25 protein-coding genes are annotated in these 21,799 nt (G+C 70.7%); 11 read left to right on the forward strand and 14 right to left on the reverse strand.

Features of this window, described 5'->3' with window-relative positions; all coding sequences use genetic code 11:
- Positions 1 to 25: 25 nt before the first annotated feature.
- Entirely contained in the window at positions 26 to 919 is an 894-nt protein-coding gene (locus tag ABTV10_RS20370) for an alpha/beta fold hydrolase (RefSeq protein ID WP_499029761.1), read from the reverse strand.
- Positions 920 to 941: 22 nt separating this feature from the next.
- The gene (locus tag ABTV10_RS20375; protein ID WP_499029763.1) at positions 942 to 2,129 is read right to left on the reverse strand and encodes an MFS transporter; all 1,188 of its coding nucleotides are present in this window, start codon (positions 2,127 to 2,129) and stop codon (positions 942 to 944) included.
- Positions 2,130 to 2,250: 121 nt separating this feature from the next.
- Here ABTV10_RS20375 and ABTV10_RS20380 point away from each other — a divergent pair, with 121 nt between their 5' ends.
- Together ABTV10_RS20380 and ABTV10_RS20385 are read left to right on the forward strand one after the other, a co-directional pair.
- Positions 2,251 to 3,024, forward strand: coding sequence for a PIG-L family deacetylase (locus ABTV10_RS20380; protein ID WP_499029765.1), 774 nt, complete (start codon positions 2,251 to 2,253; stop codon positions 3,022 to 3,024).
- A gap of 54 nt (positions 3,025 to 3,078) precedes the next feature.
- Positions 3,079 to 4,098: a tocopherol cyclase family protein gene (locus tag ABTV10_RS20385; RefSeq protein ID WP_499029767.1), complete on the forward strand. Its 1,020-nt coding sequence runs from the start codon at positions 3,079 to 3,081 to the stop codon at positions 4,096 to 4,098.
- A gap of 23 nt (positions 4,099 to 4,121) precedes the next feature.
- Here the strand turns inward: ABTV10_RS20385 and ABTV10_RS20390 are convergent, their stop codons facing one another.
- On the reverse strand, positions 4,122 to 5,372 hold the full coding sequence (locus ABTV10_RS20390) for an ROK family protein (RefSeq protein WP_499029769.1): 1,251 nt from the start codon (positions 5,370 to 5,372) through the stop codon (positions 4,122 to 4,124).
- Between the two features lie 387 nt (positions 5,373 to 5,759).
- Here ABTV10_RS20390 and ABTV10_RS20395 point away from each other — a divergent pair, with 387 nt between their 5' ends.
- Both ABTV10_RS20395 and ABTV10_RS20400 read left to right on the forward strand, forming a co-directional pair.
- Complete coding sequence (locus tag ABTV10_RS20395; protein WP_499029771.1) at positions 5,760 to 6,509, forward strand: SDR family NAD(P)-dependent oxidoreductase; 750 nt, start codon at positions 5,760 to 5,762, stop codon at positions 6,507 to 6,509.
- A gap of 9 nt (positions 6,510 to 6,518) precedes the next feature.
- Entirely contained in the window at positions 6,519 to 7,538 is a 1,020-nt protein-coding gene (locus ABTV10_RS20400) for a DUF2804 domain-containing protein (protein ID WP_499029774.1), read from the forward strand.
- A gap of 10 nt (positions 7,539 to 7,548) precedes the next feature.
- Here the strand turns inward: ABTV10_RS20400 and ABTV10_RS20405 are convergent, their stop codons facing one another.
- From ABTV10_RS20405 to ABTV10_RS20440, 8 genes are all read right to left on the reverse strand, one after another.
- Positions 7,549 to 7,695 (reverse strand): hypothetical protein, encoded by a 147-nt coding sequence (locus tag ABTV10_RS20405; RefSeq protein ID WP_433606959.1) that lies wholly within the window; start codon positions 7,693 to 7,695, stop codon positions 7,549 to 7,551.
- A gap of 11 nt (positions 7,696 to 7,706) precedes the next feature.
- Positions 7,707 to 8,603, reverse strand: a complete 897-nt coding sequence (locus ABTV10_RS20410; protein ID WP_499029776.1) for a WXG100-like domain-containing protein — start codon at positions 8,601 to 8,603, stop codon at positions 7,707 to 7,709.
- Positions 8,603 to 8,917, reverse strand: a complete 315-nt coding sequence (locus tag ABTV10_RS20415) for a WXG100 family type VII secretion target (protein ID WP_499029778.1) — start codon at positions 8,915 to 8,917, stop codon at positions 8,603 to 8,605. The genes ABTV10_RS20410 and ABTV10_RS20415 overlap by 1 nt, the downstream gene beginning before the upstream one ends.
- Positions 8,910 to 9,434: a YbaB/EbfC family nucleoid-associated protein gene (locus ABTV10_RS20420; RefSeq protein ID WP_499029781.1), complete on the reverse strand. Its 525-nt coding sequence runs from the start codon at positions 9,432 to 9,434 to the stop codon at positions 8,910 to 8,912. The genes ABTV10_RS20415 and ABTV10_RS20420 overlap by 8 nt, the downstream gene beginning before the upstream one ends.
- A gap of 76 nt (positions 9,435 to 9,510) precedes the next feature.
- Positions 9,511 to 10,269 (reverse strand): ESX secretion-associated protein EspG, encoded by a 759-nt coding sequence (locus ABTV10_RS20425; protein ID WP_499029783.1) that lies wholly within the window; start codon positions 10,267 to 10,269, stop codon positions 9,511 to 9,513.
- A 186-nt stretch (positions 10,270 to 10,455) separates the two neighbouring features.
- Positions 10,456 to 11,271, reverse strand: coding sequence for an alpha/beta fold hydrolase (locus ABTV10_RS20430; RefSeq protein WP_499029785.1), 816 nt, complete (start codon positions 11,269 to 11,271; stop codon positions 10,456 to 10,458).
- Between the two features lie 101 nt (positions 11,272 to 11,372).
- Positions 11,373 to 12,560, reverse strand: coding sequence for a L,D-transpeptidase (locus tag ABTV10_RS20435; protein WP_499029787.1), 1,188 nt, complete (start codon positions 12,558 to 12,560; stop codon positions 11,373 to 11,375).
- An 83-nt stretch (positions 12,561 to 12,643) separates the two neighbouring features.
- On the reverse strand, positions 12,644 to 13,738 hold the full coding sequence (locus ABTV10_RS20440; protein WP_499029789.1) for a UDP-N-acetylmuramate dehydrogenase: 1,095 nt from the start codon (positions 13,736 to 13,738) through the stop codon (positions 12,644 to 12,646).
- A 23-nt stretch (positions 13,739 to 13,761) separates the two neighbouring features.
- Between ABTV10_RS20440 and ABTV10_RS20445 the strand changes: the two genes are divergently transcribed.
- The 3 genes from ABTV10_RS20445 to ABTV10_RS20455 are packed head-to-tail and all read left to right on the forward strand — an operon-like array spanning position 13,762 to position 15,602.
- Entirely contained in the window at positions 13,762 to 14,262 is a 501-nt protein-coding gene (locus ABTV10_RS20445; protein ID WP_499029791.1) for a DUF2505 domain-containing protein, read from the forward strand.
- A 48-nt stretch (positions 14,263 to 14,310) separates the two neighbouring features.
- A complete protein-coding gene (locus ABTV10_RS20450) occupies positions 14,311 to 14,817 on the forward strand; it encodes a DUF2505 domain-containing protein (protein WP_499029793.1) in 507 nt (168 codons plus the stop codon).
- 5 nt (positions 14,818 to 14,822) lie between these two features.
- Positions 14,823 to 15,602 carry a hypothetical protein gene (locus ABTV10_RS20455; RefSeq protein ID WP_499029795.1) on the forward strand — a complete coding sequence of 260 codons (780 nt, stop codon included), beginning with the start codon at positions 14,823 to 14,825 and terminating at the stop codon, positions 15,600 to 15,602.
- 7 nt (positions 15,603 to 15,609) lie between these two features.
- Here ABTV10_RS20455 and ABTV10_RS20460 read toward each other — a convergent pair whose 3' ends face one another.
- Positions 15,610 to 16,221, reverse strand: a complete 612-nt coding sequence (locus ABTV10_RS20460) for a type IV toxin-antitoxin system AbiEi family antitoxin domain-containing protein (RefSeq protein WP_433606981.1) — start codon at positions 16,219 to 16,221, stop codon at positions 15,610 to 15,612.
- A 113-nt stretch (positions 16,222 to 16,334) separates the two neighbouring features.
- Between ABTV10_RS20460 and ABTV10_RS20465 the strand changes: the two genes are divergently transcribed.
- Complete coding sequence (locus ABTV10_RS20465; protein WP_499029797.1) at positions 16,335 to 17,108, forward strand: LmeA family phospholipid-binding protein; 774 nt, start codon at positions 16,335 to 16,337, stop codon at positions 17,106 to 17,108.
- 28 nt (positions 17,109 to 17,136) lie between these two features.
- On the opposite strand, the gene deoC is transcribed toward ABTV10_RS20465, so the two are convergent.
- Complete coding sequence (deoC, locus tag ABTV10_RS20470) at positions 17,137 to 17,817, reverse strand: deoxyribose-phosphate aldolase (RefSeq protein WP_499029799.1); 681 nt, start codon at positions 17,815 to 17,817, stop codon at positions 17,137 to 17,139.
- Between the two features lie 200 nt (positions 17,818 to 18,017).
- Between deoC and ABTV10_RS20475 the strand changes: the two genes are divergently transcribed.
- From ABTV10_RS20475 to purU, 3 genes are all read left to right on the forward strand, one after another.
- Entirely contained in the window at positions 18,018 to 18,890 is an 873-nt protein-coding gene (locus ABTV10_RS20475) for a TIGR03619 family F420-dependent LLM class oxidoreductase (protein ID WP_499029802.1), read from the forward strand.
- A 111-nt stretch (positions 18,891 to 19,001) separates the two neighbouring features.
- Positions 19,002 to 19,844, forward strand: coding sequence for a class I SAM-dependent methyltransferase (locus tag ABTV10_RS20480; protein ID WP_499029804.1), 843 nt, complete (start codon positions 19,002 to 19,004; stop codon positions 19,842 to 19,844).
- A 17-nt stretch (positions 19,845 to 19,861) separates the two neighbouring features.
- On the forward strand, positions 19,862 to 20,749 hold the full coding sequence (gene purU, locus ABTV10_RS20485) for a formyltetrahydrofolate deformylase (protein WP_499029806.1): 888 nt from the start codon (positions 19,862 to 19,864) through the stop codon (positions 20,747 to 20,749).
- A gap of 15 nt (positions 20,750 to 20,764) precedes the next feature.
- On the opposite strand, the gene ABTV10_RS20490 is transcribed toward purU, so the two are convergent.
- The gene (locus tag ABTV10_RS20490; RefSeq protein WP_499029810.1) at positions 20,765 to 21,796 is read right to left on the reverse strand and encodes an alpha/beta fold hydrolase; all 1,032 of its coding nucleotides are present in this window, start codon (positions 21,794 to 21,796) and stop codon (positions 20,765 to 20,767) included.
- Positions 21,797 to 21,799: the final 3 nt, after the last annotated feature.

The following is a 21,799-nucleotide window of genomic DNA, read 5'->3' on the forward strand; positions in this document are numbered from 1 at the left end:
GCGTCCATACTGCCCTGTCGCTCGGTCAGGGGGTAATTGCGGCCGACACGTTCTCGCCGACCGGGACACCGTCGCCGATGCCGGCCCCGACCCCGTCGACGAAGGCCCGCACCTCGCCGACGAACCGCTGCGGATCCTCGACGAACGGGCCGTGCCCGCACCCCTCCCAGTACGACGCGGTCGCGCCGGGGACGAGCGCCGCAGCGTGCTCACCTGCGGCGACGTCGACGACGGTGTCGGCGGTGCCGTGCAGCACCAGCGTGGGGACGTCCAGCGAGCGCAGCAGGTCGTCGTGGCTGGCGGCACGGGAGAACAGTGCCGCCCGAACCCGCGGCGGAGTCGACAGGCTGGCACCTAACAGCGCCTGCGACCACGCGCCCTTGCCGGACGCGTCGTCGATCGGGCCGGTGAGGGCGGACCCGAAGCTTCCGAGCGCCGCGATCGCGGTGGACGGGTCCTCGGCCATCGCGGCGGGGATGGCGGCCCGCATCGCCGAGCCCACCTTGCCGCCCGCCTCGCCGCGGCCGATGCTCGTGATGGCACCGACGAACACGACGCCGTCGACCGCCGCCGTGCCGTGCGCGGCCAGGTAGTCGCAGATCACCAGGCCGCCGTAGGACCAGCCCAGCAGGACCGCCCCGGAGGTGACGCCCTCGGCCGCCAGGACCGCGTCGACGTCGGCGGCCCAGTTCGCCGGATCGTCGTAGCCGGACGCCGGGGCGTCCGAGTAGCCGTGCCCGCGCAGGTCGACGGCGATCACCCGGTGGTGCTCCGCCAGGTCGGCGAGCACGCCCTCACCCCAGCAGCGCGACGACTGCGCCCAGCCGTGGATCAGGACGAGCGGACGCGCCTGCGCACTGCCGAACGTTCGATAGACGAGGGTGGTGCCGTCGGCACTGGGGGTTTCGCGAATCGCCATGCGGTCACCCTAGGGGGATCCGTCACTCGGTACCGCGCGAGCGGTGCGCCACGTACGCCCCGCCTGCGACGATGCACGCGGTGAGCCCGGCGGCCACGGCCACGGCGAAGCCCGCGCGGGTCCCGAACGCGTCGATCATCTGACCCGCGACCGCCGACCCGACGGCCACGCCGACCCCGAGCCCGGTGACGGTCCACGTGATGCCCTCGGTCAGCTTGGCGTGCGGAACCACCGATTCCACCAGCGTCGTCGCGACGATCATCGTCGGCGCCACCGAGATGCCGGCGAGCGCGAGCACCCCCGTCAGGGTGAGGATCGAGTCGACCAGCAGCAGCGGCCAGAGCAGGACCGCGACTGCGCCGGTCGCGAACACCAACTGGCGGCGCAGCGCCGCCCCCGGACGCAGCGCACCGAACACCACGCCCGCGACGGCGGACGCACTCGCGAACAGCGCGAGCGCGATCGTCGCGGCGGCCGCGGCGCCACGCTCGGTCGCGAACGCGATGCTCGTGACGTCGACGGAGCCGAAGATCGTGCCCATCGCGAGCATCACCGCGACCAGCACCCACATCGCCGGGATGCGGACGACGGATCCGCCGCTGTGTTCGGTGCGGTCGAGCACGGCGGGTTCGGTGCCGCGCTGCGCGACCAACGCGAAGGTGCCGACCACGAGGAGGATCAGTGCCAGCAGCGGTCCTGCCTCCGGGAACACCGACACCGACAGGCCCACCGAGATCACGGGGCCGGCAATGAAGCAGACCTCGTCGAGCACGGACTCGAACGCGAACGCCGTGCGCAACTGCGGCTGTCCGCGGTACAGCGCCGTCCAGCGAGCGCGGACCATCGCGCCGATCGTCGGCATGCACCCGGCTGGGATTGCGAGCAGGAACAGCACGACATCGGGGGTGCCGAGCCGCACGCACAGCAGCAGTGCGGCCAGGGCGCACGCGCTGACCGCCGACGCCGCCGGCAGGACCCTGCGCTGGCCGTAGCGGTCGACGGCCCGCGAGACGATCGGGGTGATCGCCGCGTACGCGAGCGCGAACACCGCCGACAACGCGCCGGCCAACCCGTAGTCGCCGCGCAGCTGCGACAGCATCGTCACGATGCCGATGCCGACCATCGCGATCGGGAGGCGCGCGACGAAGCCGGCCGCGGAGAAGGCGGCGGCGCCGCGGGCGGAGAAGATCTCCCGATAGGTGCCGATCATCGGCGGTCCAGACTCCTCACGCGTCCTCGAAGGGGCGCGGATGCCGTCCTCCTGTGGCCAGATGTGCGAACAGTTTCGCACCCTTGCTCGACGGCGGTGTCCGCGTGTAAGGATTCAGCTCATGAGCGTTCTGGTCTGTTTCCACGCCCACCCCGACGACGAGGTGTTCGTGACGGGCGGGGTGATGCGTCAGGCCGCCGACGCCGGACACCGCGTCGTCGTGGTCACCGCCACGGACGGCGCTCTGGGCGAGGTGCCCGACGGCCTGCTCGTCGACGGCGAGACCCTCGCGCAGCGCCGTCGACGCGAACTCGAGGCGTCGACGAGCGTGCTCGGCGCGCACCGCGTGGTGATGCTGCACTACGCAGACTCCGGCATGGCCGGGACGCCGGAGAATGCGAACCCGGCCGCGTTCTGCAACGCCGACGTCGAGGCCGCCGCGGAGCGGCTCGCGGCGGTCCTGCGCGAGGAGGCCGCGGACGTGCTGACCATCTACGACCCCAACGGCGGCTACGGGCACCCCGATCACGTCCAGGTCCACCACGTCGGGGTGCGGGCGGCCGAACTGGCCGGAACCCCGCACGTGTACGAGGCCGCGCTCAGCCGCGACCACATCCGCCGCCTGATGCAGGCCAACCCCGAGTGGTCGGAGGACGCCGCGCCGCCGGATCTCGACTCGATCGGGCTGTCGGACGCGGAGATCACCACGATCATCGACGTCAGCGCCGTGATCCCCGCCAAACGCGCCGCGATGTTCGCGCACGAGACGCAGATCGGCGATTTCGGCCCGTTCCTGCAGATGCCCGAGGAGATGTTGCAGGCGGCGTTCGGGGTGGAGTGGTTCCGGCGCCGCGGCGCCCCGGACGGACTGGCCGAGACCACGCTCCCGCTGTAGCCGATTACCACCGACCGCCTGCGGATTCGTCGGGCGGGGGCCTAGCATCGCGACATGCCCGGCCTCCTCGCCCGCTACCGGCGGACCGGCGCCGACCTGCCGTTCGGCGATCCGCTCGCGGCGCACGGCGTCGCGATGGAGGGGTACTTCTGGCGGTTCACGCAGCGCGACACGGGGCGCGTGCTGATCGCACTCGCGGGCATCAATCGCGCCGACGACGGCTGCTGGGCCACGCTCGGACTGGCCGCTCATCCCGGCGGATTCCTGCGCACGGCAGCGCATCCGGTCGCGGGCGCCGCCACCGACCGACTCGGCGCGTTCGCGGGCGACGCCTTCCGCGGCACCGCGGACCACCTGCGCGTCGACCTCGGTCCGGGTGCCCGGCTGGAGGTGCAGATCAGTGATCCCGCACCGTGGCCGCGGCGACGCCTGGGCGGGTCGGGCCTGTTCCACGTCGTGCCGGGACTCAACCAGTACTGGCATCCGTGGCTGCTGGGCGGGCGCGCCCGGGGGTGGGCCGACGTGGACGGTGACCGGTGGGACCTCGACGGCGCCCAGGTGTACGGCGAAAAGAACTGGGGCAAGGCCGGTTTCCCGGACTCGTGGTGGTGGGGCCAGGCGCAGGGCTTCGACGATCCCCGCGTGTGCGTGGCGTTCGCCGGCGGCGACGTCACGGCGGGACCGCTCAGAACCGAGGTCACCTCGGTGGTCGTCGCGCTGCCGGACGGCACCGTGGTGCGACTGGCCAACCCGATCACCGCGCCGATCCGCGCGCGGGTGGAAGACGGGACCTGGCGGCTCGGCGGCGGCAGTCGCCGGTGGTCGGTCGACATCGAGGGCCACGCCCCGCTGTCCGGTGCGCGCGTCCTGCCGGTGCCGCTGCCCGCGCAGCGCCGGAACATTCCGGGCGCGTTGGAGCACCTCGCCGGGACGCTACGCGTCACGGTGCGCCGCGACGACCGGTGCGTACTGTCCGGCGAATCCCACCTGGCCGGGCTCGAGTGGGGCGGGATTACGCGGGCACACGACGAACTCCGTCGGCGGGAGACCCGCGGCGGGGGCGCGCAGAACTGAAGGCCCGCCCCGGCCGCGTGGGCTCACACCAGGACGGTCGCCTTCCGCATGGCCACCAACGGATTCGAGTACAGCGAGCTGAGCGAGACGACCGCGGCCGCGTGCTCCTGAACCCGGTTGCCGAACCCCGTGATGCGCACGTCGGAGCTGCCCGCCCGGGACGCGCTCGACAACGCCTGCGCCACATGCGGAACGGCCTCGGGGTAGTCGGTGAACGCCTGCCCGCCGAGGATCACGCGGTCGGGGTTGAACAGGTCGCGCAGCATCGCCACCGCCCGCCCCAGGGTCCGCGCCCGGTCAGCGAGGATGTCCTGTGCCGCAGCCGATCCCGCACGTGCTTCCCGGTACAGCGCGGCGATCGGCGGCAGATCGTCGCCCGCCGGCAGCACACCCGCCCGCTGCGCCGCACGCAGCACACCCCGGTCGCTCACCGCGGCCTCGAGGCACCCCGTGGCACCGCAATCGCACGGCACCGTCGAATCGGTGGGCAGGTGCGCGACGGAGCCGGGACCGGCCGCGGGTGTGTGCACCTTCCCGTCGAGTGTCAGTGCGAGACCGACCGTTTCACGCGCATAGAAGTACAGGCCACTGCCGCGCGCCTCCGCGTTGTCGGCGCGTTGCGGGGTGAGCAGCAGTTCGGAGGCGGCCATCGCCTCGACGTGCGCCGCCACCGATACCGGCAGTCCGAAGCCGCCGCCGACGACGTCACCGACACGGGCCCCGGTCCACCCGAGGCGCGCGTGGTCGACCACACCGGAGTCGGGGTCGACCCGGCCGCCGAGCGCGACACCCACCCACAGGGGGCGTCGACGGTGCCAGCGGGCCGCGAAGCCGCGCGCGCTGGCGGTGATCGTCGCGAGCGCCGCGTCCGACGCGCCGCGCGGGGTCGGGATCTCCACCGCACCGAGGACTCGTCCCCGCAGGTCGGAGGCGATCACGCTGGTGACGATCGCCCCGATGTGGATGCCGACGGTCAGGTGCTGCTCGTGGTCGACCTCGAACGGTATGCGGGGGCGGCCGATCGCCCCGGAGACGGCCAGGTCGGGACGTTCGCGCAGCAACCCGGCGGACAGCATCGCCGACACATGCCGGTTGACGGTCGCGATGCTCGCCCCGGATGCCCGGGTGGCGTCGTCGCGGTAGATGGGTCCGCCCGCGGCCGCTGCCCGGAACACCGCGGCGGCCGGGCCGTCGGCGATGCCCAGGGTGGGAGGGACGATGCGCGGTCGGACGGTGGGACGCGCGGGTCTCGCGGTGGAGGTACGAGCGGTCACGGATCTCGTTCGGGGTGCGTGGGGTGCTGCGGTGAGCATGCGATGGTCCTTGCCTCGTCCCGCTGGGGGACGGCTGTCGACGCGGTCGGGGGACGCGCTGCCGACGGGAGATCGACTCCGACGCGGAGATCGGGCGATCAGGGTGATACAGGGTGTGAGCAGCGCAGAATCAGCGGCGAGAGATACGGCAGGGACAACAGAGTTCCCGCGGGTGCGGCAGCCGAGAACCCAACGCGGCGGTCACATAGGTGACCCGCGGGGCGGAGGTGGCGCCGGACGACATGTCGATCAAGCTAGCATCCGCTTGCCCCGTCCACCCAGCCCGCGCCCAGTGACGCGGCCGGGTCGGCCCCCGTACGGCCGCCATGCCGGCACTACGATCAGCCCATGAGCCTGTCACCGGACACCCGCGTCGCCGTCGTCACCGGAGCCAGCTCCGGCATCGGGGAAGCCACCGCCCGCACCCTCGCCACGCAGGGATTCCACGTCGTTCTCGGCGCCCGCCGACTCGACCGCCTCGAGGAGATCGCCGCGGAGATCGGGGGGACGGCACTCGAGCTGGACGTGACCGACGACGATTCGGTGGACGCGTTCTGCGCGGTCCTCCCCCGCGTCGACGTGCTCGTCAACAACGCCGGCGGCGCGAAGGGGCTGGCCCCGGTCCTGGAGGCGGATCTCGACGACTGGCGGTGGATGTGGGAAACCAACGTCCTCGGCACCCTGCGGATGACGAAGACGCTGCTGCCCAAGCTCATCGAGTCCGGTGACGGGCTGATCGTCACGGTCACGTCGGTCGCGGCGTTCACCGCCTACGACAACGGCTCGGGTTACACCTCCGCCAAGCACGCACAGGCGGTGCTGCACCGCACGCTGCGCGGCGAACTGCTCGGCAAGCCGGTTCGCCTCACCGAGATCGCCCCCGGCGCGGTGGAGACCGAGTTCTCCCTGGTGCGCTTCGACGGCGACGAGGAGCGGGCCGCGAAGGTGTACGAGGGCATCACGCCACTGCTCGCGCAGGACATCGCCGAGATCGTCGGCTTCGTCGCGTCCCGCCCGCCGCACGTGAACCTGGACCAGATCATCGTCAAGCCGCGCGATCAGGCCGATTCGGGACGTTTCCACCGGACCACCGGCTAGCCTCGCGGCATGCAGCACCGATTGCAGCCGGGAGAACTCCTCGACGCGAACGGCCGCCTCGCCGAGGCCGGTTGGGCGACCGCCGAGGTCCGCCGGTACGACCGGGCAGCGATCGCGGCACCGTCGTGGCGGGTGAAGGAGTGGGACTACTACTGCGTCCTCACCCCGGACCACGGGCTGGCGCTGACGGTCGCGGACAACGGCTACATGGGTCTGCTGGGAGTCTCGTGGCTCGACTTCGGGTCCCGGCGGGAGGTCACCGAGAACGTGCTGCTGCCGTTCCCGATGGGCCGGATGGGCCTGCCTTCCAGTGCGGATCGCGGCGACGTCGTCGTCGACCATCGGAAGGTGCGAATCGCGTTCCGGCACGTCGCCGGCGGCCGTGTCCTGACAGTCGACTACCCGGGTTTCGACGGCGGCCGCGGACTGCGCGGTGAACTGCATCTCGCGCAGCCACAGACGGATCGCATGGTGATCGCGACTCCGTTCCCGAAGGCCCCCAAGGCGTTCTACTACAACCAGAAGATCAACTGTCTTCCGGCGAGCGGCGAGATCACCGTCGGGACGGACACTGTCGCGTTCGATCCGGACTCCGCGTCGGGGGTATTCGACTGGGGTCGGGGTGTGTGGACGTACGACAACGTCTGGTACTGGGGGTCGGCGTCGGGTGTCGTCGACGGTCGGCCGTTCGGCTTCAACATCGGATACGGGTTCGGCGACACGTCCGCGGCGAGCGAGAACACGGTGTTCGTCGACGGCGTCGCGCACAAGCTCGATCAGGTGACGTTCCACCTCCCCGACGGGACCTACGACGGCGCGCCGTGGAAGTTCAGCAGCAACGACGGCCGGTTCGAGATGACGTTCGAGCCGATCCTAGATCGTTGCGCCGCAGTGGATTTCACGGTCCTGCGGTCCATTCAGCACCAGGTGTTCGGACGCTTCACCGGGCACGTGGTCCTCGACGACGGCAGCCGGGTCACGGTCACCGACCTCCTCGGGTTCGCCGAGGAGGTCCGCAACCGCTGGTGATCGGGCGGGCTCACCACTCCTGGACGGTGGAGGTGGGTTCGGGGTCACCGGCGAGTTTCGCCGCGTGCTCCCGGTTCGCCTGACGCACCCGGTACACCGAGTGCCCGACCAGCGCGACGGACAGGGGCAGGCAAACGAGCAGGACAGCCTGAATCACGGGAATCCCTCCTAGTTCATGTTGAGCGAGCTGGGGGGTGCGGCGCTCGGTTCCGGGCGCCGGACGCCGTCCCGCGCGCCGTCGACGGCCTCGGTGACCGCCCCCTTCAGCACACCCTCCACCGTCACGTCCTCGCCCTTGGCGGCGTCGCCGGCAGCGGTGCCGATCCCGCCCACGCCGAGATCCACGGCCACCCCGGCCGCGGCCTTGCCCCCGGTGTTCCCGATACGGTCGAGGAGCAGTCCTCCCGCCCCGTCCTTGCCGATCAGTCCACCGACGGCGCCCTCGGCCGCGGCACCCAAGGCTTCCTTCCCGAGCGCTCCGAGGTCGAGGCCGTCCCGGTTCCCCTCCATGACCTGCAGCAGCTGGACACCGCCCGCGATCGCCACCTCCTTCACGACGCCGATCAGGACCTCCTCGGCGACGTTCTGCAGGAGCTTCATCAGGATCTGCCGGACCGCGAGCTGGGTGGCCAACTCGGCGGCCGGAATGGCGGCGGCGCTGGTGCCGAACGTCGCCACCGCCGTCGCGGCCAGCGCCGCAATCTCCGTGGCCAGGCTGACGAGCGCGCCGATGATCATCAGCTTCGCGTGTTCCACCTCGGCCGCTGTCGCCTCGCAGGCGTCGGCGAGCTGTCGACACACCTCGGCGAGCTGCTCTACGACACCGTCGCTGCCGCCGACCGTCTGCCAGTGCGAGGCCATCGCCTCGTTCACCGCGCCGCCCAGGCCCGCACGAGCCAGTTCCATCGCATGGGAACCGGTGGCACCGATCTGCTGGACGTCGACCGCGGTGACCGCCCAGGCATCCGAGAGCCGACGCAGTGACGTCTCGTCGGCTTCGGGCCAGTCCTGCCCCACCACGACGGACGCGACCGTCCGCAGCGGACCCGGAATCTCGATGCCCATCAGCGGCCGCCGCCGAGCGTCCGGGAGAATCCGCTGTCCGTCATATCGAAAGCCGTTGCGGTACTGCGCAGTCCCCCGGCGATTCCGGCAAGGACATCGGTGAGGTTCCGCATCGCGGCGAGGGCTCCGTCCATGCCGGGGAGGTACTGGGCCGCGAACGTGGCTCCGGTCGAGTCGGATCCCCAACTCGCACCCTCCGCGTCGAGGACCGCCGCCAGTTGACGCTGCCGGTCGACGAGATCGTCGACAGCGCGATCGAATAGCGGTGCTGCCGAACGGACCTGGTCCACCTCGATCCACATCGAATCACCCACGATGCGCCTCCCGCATGATCGGAGCCCGCCAGTCGTGCAGGTCGTCGGAGTCCGACACCTCCGGAGATGTGGGGGCGGGGGTGAAATGAGTCGCGACCGTCGGCATGAGGTGGCGGATGCTCGGGGAGCCGGGCACCAGGTCCGGAAGATCCGGGATGCCTGCGGCCAGCGCGGTGACCGGTGCCATCAGTTCCGCGACCCGGGCACGGACATCGGCGGTCGCCGCACGCGCGGCCGCGCTGAACGATTCGCCGAGTCGGTCGGGGGTGGTGCGGGTGAAAGCGGCGGGCCCCACCCGCACCGACACGACCGCGCCCGCCGCGTCGACCGTCACCCGGACCAGACCGTCCGGAGATTCAGCCTCCGCCGTGGTGTGCGCGACGGCCCCCTGCGCCGCCGCGAGCGCCGCGCTCTGCGCCTGGAACCCCTCGAGCATCGCGTCCACCTGCGCACGCAGCGCGGAGTTGCTGTGCCGGAGTTGCCGACGCGCTTCCTCTCGAATGCCGTTGTCGGTCATCGATCCCCCTCCCGTTCGTCCCCTTCGCTGGAGTAGACGCGGGCGGGAGGGATTCGGTTCCATCGAATTCGAGGGGTCAGTAAGCCTTCTCGCGCGCACGAATTCCAGCGACGAGCCGCGAGATCTCGACCGCGAGCTCGGAACCGGATACCGGCGTCACCACGACACCGGCCGTCTCGCGGAGGCAGTAGCGGCCGTCCCCGTCGAAGTCGAGCCAGTGCAGTCCGATGCCGTCGGTCGTGGGCCGACTGTCGTACGCGACGCCGGCGAACGCGGTGATCTCGCCGATTCCGGTGCGCGGCCGCCGCAGCAGGCCCAGTGCGTCGTCCCGGATGCGGGTGGAGCCGGCGGAGACGAGGAGCGGACCGGTGCCCGACTCCAGATCGCTGCGACGGAACCGGATCGCGGGACGCGCCCCGGCGGGCACCACGGGTAGGGCGGCCGCGATCGCGTTCGGTATCCGCGCCGGATCCATGCCGTGTACCAGCACGTCGCCTCCGGTGTCGACGTCGGGCCCCGACAACTGGATCGCGAGTGTCCCGGTGGCTCCGCGGATTCCGGCGTGCATGCGGATCATGCTGCCGCTCGCCGCGCCGACCAACCCGGACACCTCGATCCGGACGTCGGGTTCGGCGAGGACCGAGAGATGGCGGTGCAGCGACTCGGTCATCCGCGGCACCCACGACTCGGCCGCCGCCCGACGCTGCCGGTCCAGGTCGTCCTGCGTGTCCGCGACCGGACGGAAGCGCAGCGGGTACGGCAGGCGGTCGCGGCCGAGTCGGGTCCACAGGACCTCGAACTCGAGTCCGGTGAACCGCCAGCTGGCGCCGCTCATCGCCCGATCACCGGCGGTATCCCGTCAAGGCGCACTTCATCCCCCATCACTCCTCCCCGAGTGCACGACATCGGCCACTGACAATAGACGCGCCGAGTCGGCGAACGGTTCCGTCGGCCTGAGCGCCCATTCCTTCGAACTCGACGCGGGATTCCGCCGCCGCGGAAGAAGAATGGGCGCCCAGGCTCACACCACCTCGGACGCGGCCCGCCCGATCACGTCCGCGACCGGCCCGGGACGGGACACCAGGACGGCGTGCGAGGCGCCGGGAATGTCGGTGATCTGCGCGCCCGCCCGCTCGGCCATGAACCGCTCCGACGCCGGCGGGATCACCCGGTCCTCGCCGGGGATCACCGCCCACGTCGGTAGGTTCCGCCACGACGGATCCTGCGTCGGTTCGAGGTTCGCGACCACCGCGATCGAGCGCTGGTGCGCGAGCATCTCGGCGGCCGTCGCGTCCGAGACGTCCTGGCAGAACGCCGCATGGAAGCGGCTCGATTCGATGTAGCCGTCGAGGTTCTTGCCGACCGGATTGGTCGGGTCGTCGACGACCGCCACCTGCAGTGTCGGCGGCACCAACTGGCTGCCGGGGAACGTGAGCGGGTTCAGCGCCGCCATCGCGGGCTCACCCTGATCGGGCGCGAACGACGCAACGTAGACCATGCCGACCACGTTGGGCGCATGGGTATTGGTGATGACGACACCGCCGTACGAATGCGCGACCAGCAGCACCGGCCCCGGGATGTCGGCGAGTACCTTCTCGATCGCCGCCGAGTCATAGGCCGGTCCGCGCAACGGATTCGACGGCACCACGACGTCGTAGCCGCGGCCACGCAGTTCGGCGGCCACCGGGTCCCAACTGGTGGTGTCGGCGAACGCGCCGTGCACGAGCACGAGCGTCGGCATCGATTGCGCGGCGGCCGGCGACACTCCCACCGACAGCACCGCTGCGAGTGCGAGCACGCACATCGCCGTCAACGTCCGAATCGTGCGCATTCCCATGATGGGCTCCTCGCGTCGGAAGTCCTCGGATACTCCCACGCGGGCCCGAGGGGTCAGTTCCGTTCGGGGCCGTCGAGACTCAGCTGTGCCTCACTCGAGACTCACGCGAGCGCCGACATCGACAGCCACGTCGGCCAGTCGACGGCCCAGTCGTAGACGTCGCCGTCCGCCGCGGACAGGTCGATGCGGGTGCCGGTGACCTCCACCGGATCGCCATAGATCGCGGTGCCGAAGTACTCCTCGGCGTCCGACAGCGACAGGTTGATGCACCCGTTCGTCACGTTCGACGCGCCCTGCACTCCGACCGTCGCGGGGTTGGCGTGGATGAACTCGCCGTTGTTGGAGATGCGGACCGCCCACCGCTCGCGCACGTTCTCGTAGTACGGCGGGTTCGACATCAGGAAGTCCTCGTGCTTCTCGGACACGACGTGAATGCCGCTGCGGGTGACATTGCGGTTCTCGTTGCCCTCGCCGTAGCTGACGGGGATGTCCATGATCGTGACACCGTCGCGGACCACCTGCATGCGGTGGCTGGGGGCGTTGGCCTTGACGATCTGGCTGCGTCCGATCGTGAAGTTCAGCGACACGTCACTCGCGCCGTAGGCGCCGTCACCGAAGTCGACGCCGTACAGCTTGGCGTCGACGGCGACGGTTGTGCCGGGCGCCCAGTAGTTCTGGGGCCGCCAGTGCGCGCGGGCGCCGTTGTCGTCGGGCAGCCACGCCCACGCCCCCGGCGTCGGCGGGTTCGTCGTGACCGTCAGCGCCTTCTCGACGGCGGCCTTGTCGGCGATCGGTCCGTCGAACTGCAGGATGATCGGGGCCGCGATGCCGACCACCTGGCCGTCGGCGATATTGGTGCGCGCCGACGTCGTGGTGACGGGGTCGACGGTGGAGAATGTGCCCGCGATAGGCACGGACTTGCCGTCGGCGCCGACGGCGTTGCCCGACCACGTGTACTTCGCGTCGTAGCCGAGCGGTTCGGTGACGGTGAACGACGTCCGGTCGGGGCTCAGCTCACCCTGGACCGGTTTGCCGGCGGCGTTGGTGAGCGCGACGTTCTCGAGTGTGCCCTGGCTCACTCGGACCGAGATCGGTTCGACCGGATTGACGTGCTCCGCCCCGGGACCCGGCGTCTGGACCACCTGCACCACGGGCTCCGCCGCGACGGCCTTGCCGTCACCGGCGCCTCCGGTTGCGATGGTGCACCCCGCCAGCAGGGACATGCCCAGCAGCGCGGCCACCACCATCAGCAGCCGCGTCCGATTTACCCGAATCCCCTGTTCACGCACGGAAACCACGGTACTCGCAGTGCGACAGTGGCTTTCGTCACACAGCGACGATCGGGGAACGATCAGGGAACGATCGGGCCCGCTCAGACAGTGCAGCCGACGGTGACCGGCTCCGGTTCGAGCCGCACCCCGAACGTCGCCGCGACGCCGTCGCGGACGGTGCGCGCCAGCTCGATCAGGTCCTGCGTACTCGCCTGTCCCCGATTGGTCAGCGCCAGGGTGTGCTTGGTGGACAAGCTGACCCGCGACCCGTCACCCGGGTAGCCCTTGTCGAACCCGGCGCGCTCGATGAGCCAGCCGGCCGACAGCTTGGTGCCGGCCTCGCCCGGGAACTGCGGGATCCGCACGTCGGCACCGACCTTCGCCCGGATCGCGTCGAGGATCGCGGGCAGGTCCGTGTCCGCCACCACCGGATTGGTGAAGAACGAGCCCGCGCTCCACGTGTCGTGGTCGTCGGCGTCGAGCACCATGCCCTTGCCGCGGCGCAGCCCGAGGACCGTGTCGCGCACGTCCGCGGTGGGCCGACGCTCACCCTCCTGCGCACCCAGCGCCGCCGCGAGCTCGCGGTACGCGAGCGGCGCACTGGACCCGTCCGGTCGCACCGTCATCTCCACGGCCAGCACCAGCGCATCGCTGCGGTGCTTGAGGACGCTGGTGCGGTATCCGAGGCCCAGTTCGGACGGCTCGACCCAGCGCACCTCGCCGGTGGTGCGGTCGAGCAACTGGACCCGACGCAGCAGCGATCCCACCTCGACGCCGTACGCGCCGACGTTCTGCACCGGCGTCGCACCGGTCGAGCCGGGAATCCCGGACAGGCACTCGAGGCCGCCGAGGCCGGCCGCGACGGTCTTGGCGACGACGTCGTCCCACACCGCCCCGGACTGCGCCAGCACGGTGTCCTCGCCGAGTTCGACGCCGGCGTCGGCGACCCGCACCACCACGCCGTCGAAGCCGTCGTCGGAGATCACCAGGTTGGATCCGCCGCCGAGGATCAGGGTCGGGACGCGGGCGTCGTCGAGGAGGCGGACGACATCGACGAGGACCGGGGTGGACGCGCATTCGGCCAGTACCGCGGCGGGGCCGCCGAGCCGCAGGGTCGTCAGGGTCGCCAGCGGCACCTGCTCGGACAACAGTGCACCGGCCTGCTCGAGGCGCCCCCGGATGAGTGGATCCAACACGTGCAAACGGTAGCGTGCCGTCCATGGCCCGACACATCGAGCATTCCGCGCAATACCCCCATTCCGTCGCGACGCTGCACGGCGCGCTCACCGACGAGCGCTACTGGCACGCCCGCCTGCAGGAAGTCGGCGGGCCCGGCGCGAAGCTCGACAAGGTGACCCTCGGCGACGGCACGGTCGACGTCGCGATGACGCAGTCCGTTCCCGCCGAGCACCTGCCGGCGATGGTCACCAAGATCCGCCCGGGTGACCTGATCATCAAGCGCACCGAATCGTGGGGTGCGCTACAGGGCGACCGCGCCGAGGGCACGTTCTCGGCGGAGGTCGAGGGCGCCCCCGGGCAGCTGCGCGGGACCATGACCCTGACCGCCGACGGCGACGGATCGCTGCTGGTCATGGAGGGTGAGGTGGAGGTCAAGCTGCCGCTGATCGGCGGCAAGGTCGAGTCCGTCATCGCCGGGCAGGTCCTCGAGCTGCTCGACGCCGAGGAAGACTTCACCGGCCAGTGGACGGCGACGAAGTAGTCGCCGCTTTCGACAACGGGCGGGCCACCGACCGGTAATCTGCCGGTCATGGCCCGTCGCATCGACTATTCCGCCAGGTTCGACCACCCTGCCGAGAAGGTGTACGCCGCGCTGCGCGACCGGGACTACTGGGAGGCGCGGATGGCGGAGATGCGCAAGTTCAGCGAGAACGCAGGGAACATCGCCTCGTTCGATGTCACCGACAACGGGATCGATCTGGTGCTGCACCATGTGCTGCCACGCAAGGACCTGCCGGAGATCGCGCAGACCGTGCTGAAGAAGGACCTGATCATCACCCGTAAGGAGAAGTACACGTCGTTCGGGGAACCGGTGACCGGCACCTACGAGGCGTCCATCCCGGCCGGGCCGGGCAGCCTCACCGGGACGATCGAGCTGTTCACCACCGACACGGGGTGCACGCTGCGCACGTCGTCGGAGGCGAAGGTGTTCCTCCCGTTCGTCGGGGGCAAGCTCGAGCAGCTCATGCTGGTGAACCTGGTCGATCTGTTCCGGACCGAGGCCGAGGTCACCGCCGCCTGGCTCGCGCAGCAGTAACCGGCGTGCGTGAGGGCAAACCCGACGGCGTCATCACCCGCGGAACCACAGGCATCAACCGACTGCGCCGCAGCGACCGCTGGCTCGTCCACAGCCCGGTCGTGGCGCGCACCCTGCGCGATGCACCCGACCCGCTGATCGTCGATCTCGGCTACGGCGCGATGCCGGTCACGACGTACGAGCTGGCCGCCCGGCTGCGCACGGTCCGCCGCGACGTCCGCGTCGTCGGCCTCGAGATCGATCCGGACCGGGTGGTCGAGGGACGCGACGGTGTCAGCTTCGCGCGGGGCGGCTTCGAACTCGCCGGTCTGCGCCCCACCCTGATCCGCGCGTTCAACGTGCTGCGGCAGTACCCGGAGGACGCCGTCGACCACGCGTGGGGACGGCTCCGCGACGGGCTTGCACCCGGTGGTCTCATCGTCGACGGGACGTGTGACGAACTCGGTCGACGGTGCGCATGGGTGCTGCTCGATCGCCACGGACCGCGGTCGCTGACGCTCGCGTGGGATCCGTTCGCCGCGGATCGGCCCAGCGACATCGCCGAACGGCTCCCCAAGGCCCTCATCCACCGGAACGTGCCGGGCGAACGCATCCACGACCTGCTGGTGACCGCCGACCGGGCGTGGGCGACCGCGGCGGGGCTCGCCCCGTTCGGTCCGCGTGTCCGCTGGCGCGAGGCGTTGCGGCAACTCGCCGAGCAGGGTGTGCCGGTCGCGCCGCAGCGGCGCCGCATCCGCGACTGCGTCCTGACGGTGCCGTGGAGTTACGTCGAGCCCGGGCGCTAGACCGCGGCTACCGGCACGACCCCAGCGCGTGCTCGATGCGCTCGGCGACCTGCTGCGGTCGGCCCTCGCACTGGGCGCGCAGTTCTGCGGGGTCGATGCGGCCGATCGCGACGCCGTCGCTGACGACCTCGTCGAACAGGTCTTGCGCGATGCCGCCCGACGCGAGATCCACCGCGGTGCACAGCGGCGTGGTGATACCGAACGTCCCGACCAGCTCGTAGTCCTGGGCACGGATCTCCCGGCGGTGCAGCGCGAGGCGGCGGGTGGGCGCGGGCGCGCATCCCGCCGTCGACAGGTGCACGAAGCTGGGATGCAGGTGGCCGAGTCCGTGCAGTTCGGCCGCGCTCTGGTGGGACACCACGGCGGCTCCTTCGAACCACGCGCACCACTTGGCGTACTCCTCGAGGTCGCTGCGCGGGAACGAGGCGAGGCGGAACAGATCCCGTTCGATCCGCAACCAGGACCCCTCGGCCAGGCGGCCGCCGATATCCTCGGCGGTACAACCGAGACGCAGCGCCTGCCCGGTCGTGAAATACCCCGCTTGCCGGAGCGCAAGACGGCGCAGGTCCTCCCCCGCTGCCGGAGTGGGTTCGCGCCGCGGATCTGTCCAGCCCGCCATGCAGCCACCCTACTGCCGCGCTGTGCGGCCGATCACACTTTTGGGTGTCGAGGTATCCATACCGAGTCCTCATTCACAGAAACCGCTCAGAGTATTGCTGGAGAATCTGTGCCATGTCGGCACCAGTGAACGCACCCCAGACGCCCGCGGCACCGAAGCCCACACGGCGCAAGGCACTCGTGATCTCGCTGCTCGTGGTCGCGGCACTCGTCGTCGCATCGATCGGCGGGGAGCTCTTCGTCCGCCAGCGCGCGACCAACTGCATGGAGTCGCAGCTGCAGAGCCAACTCGGCTCCCCAGTGGACGTGGGTCTGAGCTGGAAGCCGGTCCTGCTGCAGATGACGAGCAAGAAGATCCCGTACGTGACGATCGACAGCACCGGCTCGTCGTTCGGTCCGGCGCAGGGCATGCAGGTCCACGCCCGCGCCAACGACATCGCGGTGACCGATTCCCCCGACAGCAGCGGCACCATCGGCAGTTCGACGGCGGACGCCACCTGGAAGACCGCCGGCATCCTCGCGACGGTGCAGTCGCAGACGATGGGCAACCTCGTGAGCTCGGTGACCCCCGACCCTGCCGCCGGCACGCTGAAGTTCGCCGTCGGCCCGGCGGGACTGGCCGACCTGACGGTTCGGCCGACGGCGCAGGACGGTCAGATCAAGGTCGAGACCGTGGGCGCCGAGATCCTCGGCCTCGGCTTGCCGACGGCACTGGTCGACGGCATCGTCCAGACCCTCACCGAGAGCCTGCAGCAGTACCCGCTGGGCATGGCGCCGACGACGCTGACCGTCACGGACGACGCGCTGGAGGTGCACCTCGAGGGCGGTCAGTACGTGATGCCGCCGCAGGACCCGAACGCGCCGCAGGCCGGCTGCAGCCTCCTCTGACGCGACCGCGCCGGGTGGGACGAAGCGGTCAAGACTGGTCGGCGAGCTCGTCCAGGACGGCGCGCGTGCGGGACAGGCCCAGCCGGGTGGCGCCGGCGTCGATCATCGCCAGTGCGTCGTCCGCGGTGCGGATGCCGCCGCTGGCCTTGATCCCCAGGCGCCCGCCCACGGCCTGTGCCATCAGCCGCACCGCCCGGGTGCTCGCGCCGCCCGCCGGGTGGAAGCCGGTCGATGTCTTCACGAAGTTCGCGCCGGCCCCGTCGGCGGCACGGCACGTTTCGACGATCGCGTCGTCGGAGAGCGCCGCCGACTCGATGATCACCTTGAGCACCGGCTTCGCCCCGATCGCCTCCCGCACCGTCAGGACGTCGGCGAGTACCGCGTTGTACTCGCCGGCGACGGCGGCGCCGATGTCGATCACCATGTCGATCTCGGCGGCGCCCTGGTCGACGGCGAGCCGGGCCTCGGCGGCCTTGACGAGCGAATGGTGCTTGCCCGACGGGAAGCCCACGACGGTCGCGAGCACCGGTCCGCGCGGGTCGTCGAGCCGCAGCGGCAGCATCGACGGCGACACGCACACCGCGTAGACGCCCAGCTCCCGGGCCTCGTCGACGAGGGCTCGGGCGTCGGCGTCCGAGGCGGTCGGATCGAGCAGCGTGTGGTCGATCATGGCGGCCACGCGGGAACGACTGAGCGCGATGTCGGGCATGTCTCGAAGCTTGGCACAGCTCGCGCGGCGGCGCGGAGATCGCCGGCGCCGCGTTTCTCACTGAGCGGAAGCCCGACTGGGCGATCCGCCGTCGGGGAACTTGAATGACCCCGAACGAGGTGACCGGCGTCACTCCGCGTCGCCCTGCGGTGGTGTGCCGTCCGGTCCCCCGATGTCCACCGACCGACAGGAGCTGATCGATGCGATTCACCTATGCCGAGGCGATGACGAATCCCGACTACTACCTCCCGCTGGCTCGCGCCGCGGAAAAGGTCGGGTTCCACAGCATGACCGTCCCCGACAGCATCTGCTACCCGCAGGAATCCGATTCGGTCTACCCCTACAACGCGGACGGCAGCCGAGAGTTCCTCGAGGACAAGGCCTTTCCGGAGGCATTCATCCTCACCTCGGCAATGGGTGCGGTGACGAGCACACTGCGCTTCACGCCGTTCGTGCTCAAGCTTCCGGTGCGCCCGCCGGTGCTGGTCGCCAAACAGGCGGCGACCATCGCGCACATGACGAACAACCGACTCGGTCTCGGCGTCGGTGTCAGCCCCTGGCGCGAGGACTTCGAGGTGATGGGCGTGCCTTTCGCCAAGCGCGGCAAGCGGATGGACGAAGCGATCGACATCGTGCGCGGTCTCACCCGGGGCGACTACTTCGAATTCCACGGCGAGTTCTACGACGTGCCGTCGATCAAGATCAACCCTGTTCCGACCGAGCCGATCCCGATTCTCGTCGGCGGGCACAGCGACGCCGCACTGCGCCGCGCGGCGGTGCGCGGGGACGGCTGGATGCACGCGGGCGGCGACCCCGACGAACTGGACCGCCTGCTCGGCGTGCTGCAGGGGTACCGGGAGGAAGCGGGAACCGCGGATCGCCCATTCGAGATCCACGTGATCTCGCTGGACGCCTACACACCGGACGGAATCCGACGACTCGAGGACAAGGGCGTCACCGATGTCGTCGTCGGGTTCCGCAACTCGTACGCCGAGGGGCCGGACCTGGAGCCGCTGGAGGAGAAGCTGGCGAAGCTCGAGGGGTACGCAGAATCGGTCATCGCCCGCGCGTGACGTTCGGCCTGAGCGCCCATTCCTTGCCGATCTCCGCGGAATCCCGCGGATCGGGTCGAGGAATGGGCGTTCAGGCTCGACGGTCCAGCTCGGCTCACTAGCATCGGTCACATGGCCGACCCGAGCGCCGAGGAGATCGCCGCGACCTTCGACGCGGCAGCCGCCGACTTCGACCGGGTCTCCGCCGACGTGTGGGGCCCGACCGGTCAGTGCCTGGTGTTCCAGGCGGGGCTGCGGCCCGGGGACGCCGTCCTCGACGTCGGCAGCGGGACCGGGGCGTCGGCGCTGCCCGCCGCGGCCGCGGTCGGTCCGACCGGTCTGGTGCACGCGATCGACCTGTCCGACGCGATGCTCGAGCGCGGCCGTGTCAAGGCGTCGGACCGGGCGCTGCTCAACATCGAGTTCGTGTGCGCAGACGCCACCACGTGGGAGGCACCCAGCACCGTGCCTGACGTCGGCTACGACGCGCTGATCAGCTCGTACGCGGTGTTCTTCCTGCCGGAGATGGACGACGCGTTCGCGCGTCTGCTGCGGCTGGTCCGCCCCGGCGGCACCGTCGGGGTCACCGCGTGGCAGCAGACGGCGCTGCGCGAGTACGCGACGACGTACCTCGACGCCGTCGGCCCGCATCTGCCGCAGCCGCTGCCCGACCGGACCCACGAGATGGAACCGGCGCAGCGCATCGACACCCCCGACAAGCTGCGCGCGTGGCTCGGCGCGGCCGGCACCGAGGCGGTGGAGGTGCGCGAACTGCCGCTACTGATCCCGGCGACGGAGGAGTTCTGCTGGAACTTCGTGCTGGGCAGCGGCTTGCGCGGGACCCTGTCGGGGCTGGGGCCGGACGTCGTCGAACGGGTCCGGGCCGATTTCATGGCTCTGATCACCGACCGCGGGCTGCACACCGTCGACGCGACGACGCTCGTCGGCACGGCGAAGGTCATCGGATTTCCGTGACCTGAGAGACTAGGAGCATGAGTTCCGCTGCCTCGACCGACGACCGTCGTTACGTTCTGTCTCTGGGTTGCCCCGACCGCACCGGCATCGTGGCCCGCATTTCCGCGTTTCTCGCCGAGATCGGCGGTTGGATCGTCGAGGCCGCGTACCACGCCGACGCCGACACCGGCTGGTTCTTCACCCGGCAGGCGGTGCGGGCGTCGTCGATCAGCCTGAGCCTCGAGGAGATGCGGGAGAGGTTCGCGGCGGTCGCGGAGGAGCTGGGCCCCGAGACCGAGTGGACGCTCACCGACACCGGCGAGCGCAAGCGTGTCGTGCTGCTGGTCAGCAAGGAAGGCCACTGCCTGCACGACATCCTCGGCCGCGTCGCCGCCGGCGAACTGCAGTGCGAGATCGCCGCCGTCATCGGCAACCATCCCGACCTCGAGCGCGTGACGAAGCGCCACGGCGTCGACTTCCACTACGTCTCGTTCCCGAAGGATCCGGCCGAGCGCGGCCCGGCGTTCGAGCAGGTCCGCAAGCTCGTCGACGCCCACGATCCGCATGCCGTGGTGCTGGCCCGCTTCATGCAGGTCCTGCCGCCCGAGCTGTGCGACCACTGGGCCGGCCGGGCGATCAACATCCACCACAGTTTCCTGCCGTCGTTCGTCGGCGCCCGCCCGTACCACCAGGCGTTCACGCGCGGCGTGAAGCTGATCGGCGCCACGTGCCACTACGTGACCGCCGAACTCGACGCCGGCCCGATCATCGAGCAGGACGTCATCCGCGTCGACCACACGGACGAGGTCGCCGACATGGTCCGTCAGGGCCGGGACATCGAGAAGCTGGTGCTGGCGCGCGGCCTGCGGTGGCACCTGGAGGACCGCGTCCAGGTGCACGGCCGCAAGACCGTCGTGTTCAGCTGAGCCGGGAGTCGCCCGTCAGTTCAGGCCGCGCAGCCGCTCGACCTCGGCGTTGAAGTCGTCGATCGCCTCGACCGAAGTCATGTGGCCGATGCCGCGGAGCACGATCAGCCGCTCCAGGTTGTCGGCGTCGTCGAGAACCTGCGCGAGCCGGCGCGCGTGCGACGGCGGCGTGAGGCGGTCGGCGGTACCCACCATCACGGTGGTCGGCACCGTGAGGTTCTTCAGTCCGTCTCTGATGTCGAGGGTGCTGAGCGCAGCGCCCCAGCCGCCGCGGGTGCGCGGGTGGCACTCCATCACAATGCGCTCACAGAACGCGACCTCGGCAGGTGTCGCGCTGGGCGCCATCGTGATGTACCTGATCGCGCGGGTGGTGACCGGCGACGCGACCATCGGCATCGCGGACCCGAGGATCGCTCGACCCACCGGCACAGGAACCCGCGGAAAGCGTTGCGGCAGTGGGATGACCGTCGTCTCGGCGACGAGGTTGTCGGTGCCGGTGCTCGCCAGCAGCACCGACTGCGCGTACTGCTGAACCTGTTCCGGGTACCGGCCAGCCCACGCGACGATGCTCATGCCACCCATGCTGTGGCCGACGATCTCCGCCTTCCGCCCGTCGCGCAGGGTCGCGGCGAGGACGGCGGCCAGGTCGTCGGCGAGGACGTCGGGGGTCAGCGTGGTGGGGCCGATGTCGCTGCGGCCGTGTCCACGCTGATCGTAGGTGATGACCCGGTACTTGTCGGCGAGCGCGTTGACCTGCGGGTTCCAGAAGTCGGCCGAACACGTCCACCCGTGGCTGAGCACGATCGGCGGGGCGTCGGGGGATCCGTAGGCGCGCACGTGCAGCTCGGCGCCGTCGGCCGAGGCGACGGGGATGATCTCCGGCTCGAGTCGTGGGGTCGCGAACACCGCAGACGATTCGGACTGGTCCTCGTGCGTGACCCCGGTGCCGGCCGCGGATCGACGCCGCGCCACGACCACGGCCGCACCGGCGAGACCGGCGACACCGATCAACGTCCACAGCCCCTTGCGAGACTTCCGTTCGCTCACTTC

The organism is Paraburkholderia sp. RHO2 (assembly GCF_050955445.1).
Classification (GTDB): domain Bacteria; phylum Actinomycetota; class Actinomycetes; order Mycobacteriales; family Mycobacteriaceae; genus Prescottella; species Prescottella agglutinans_A.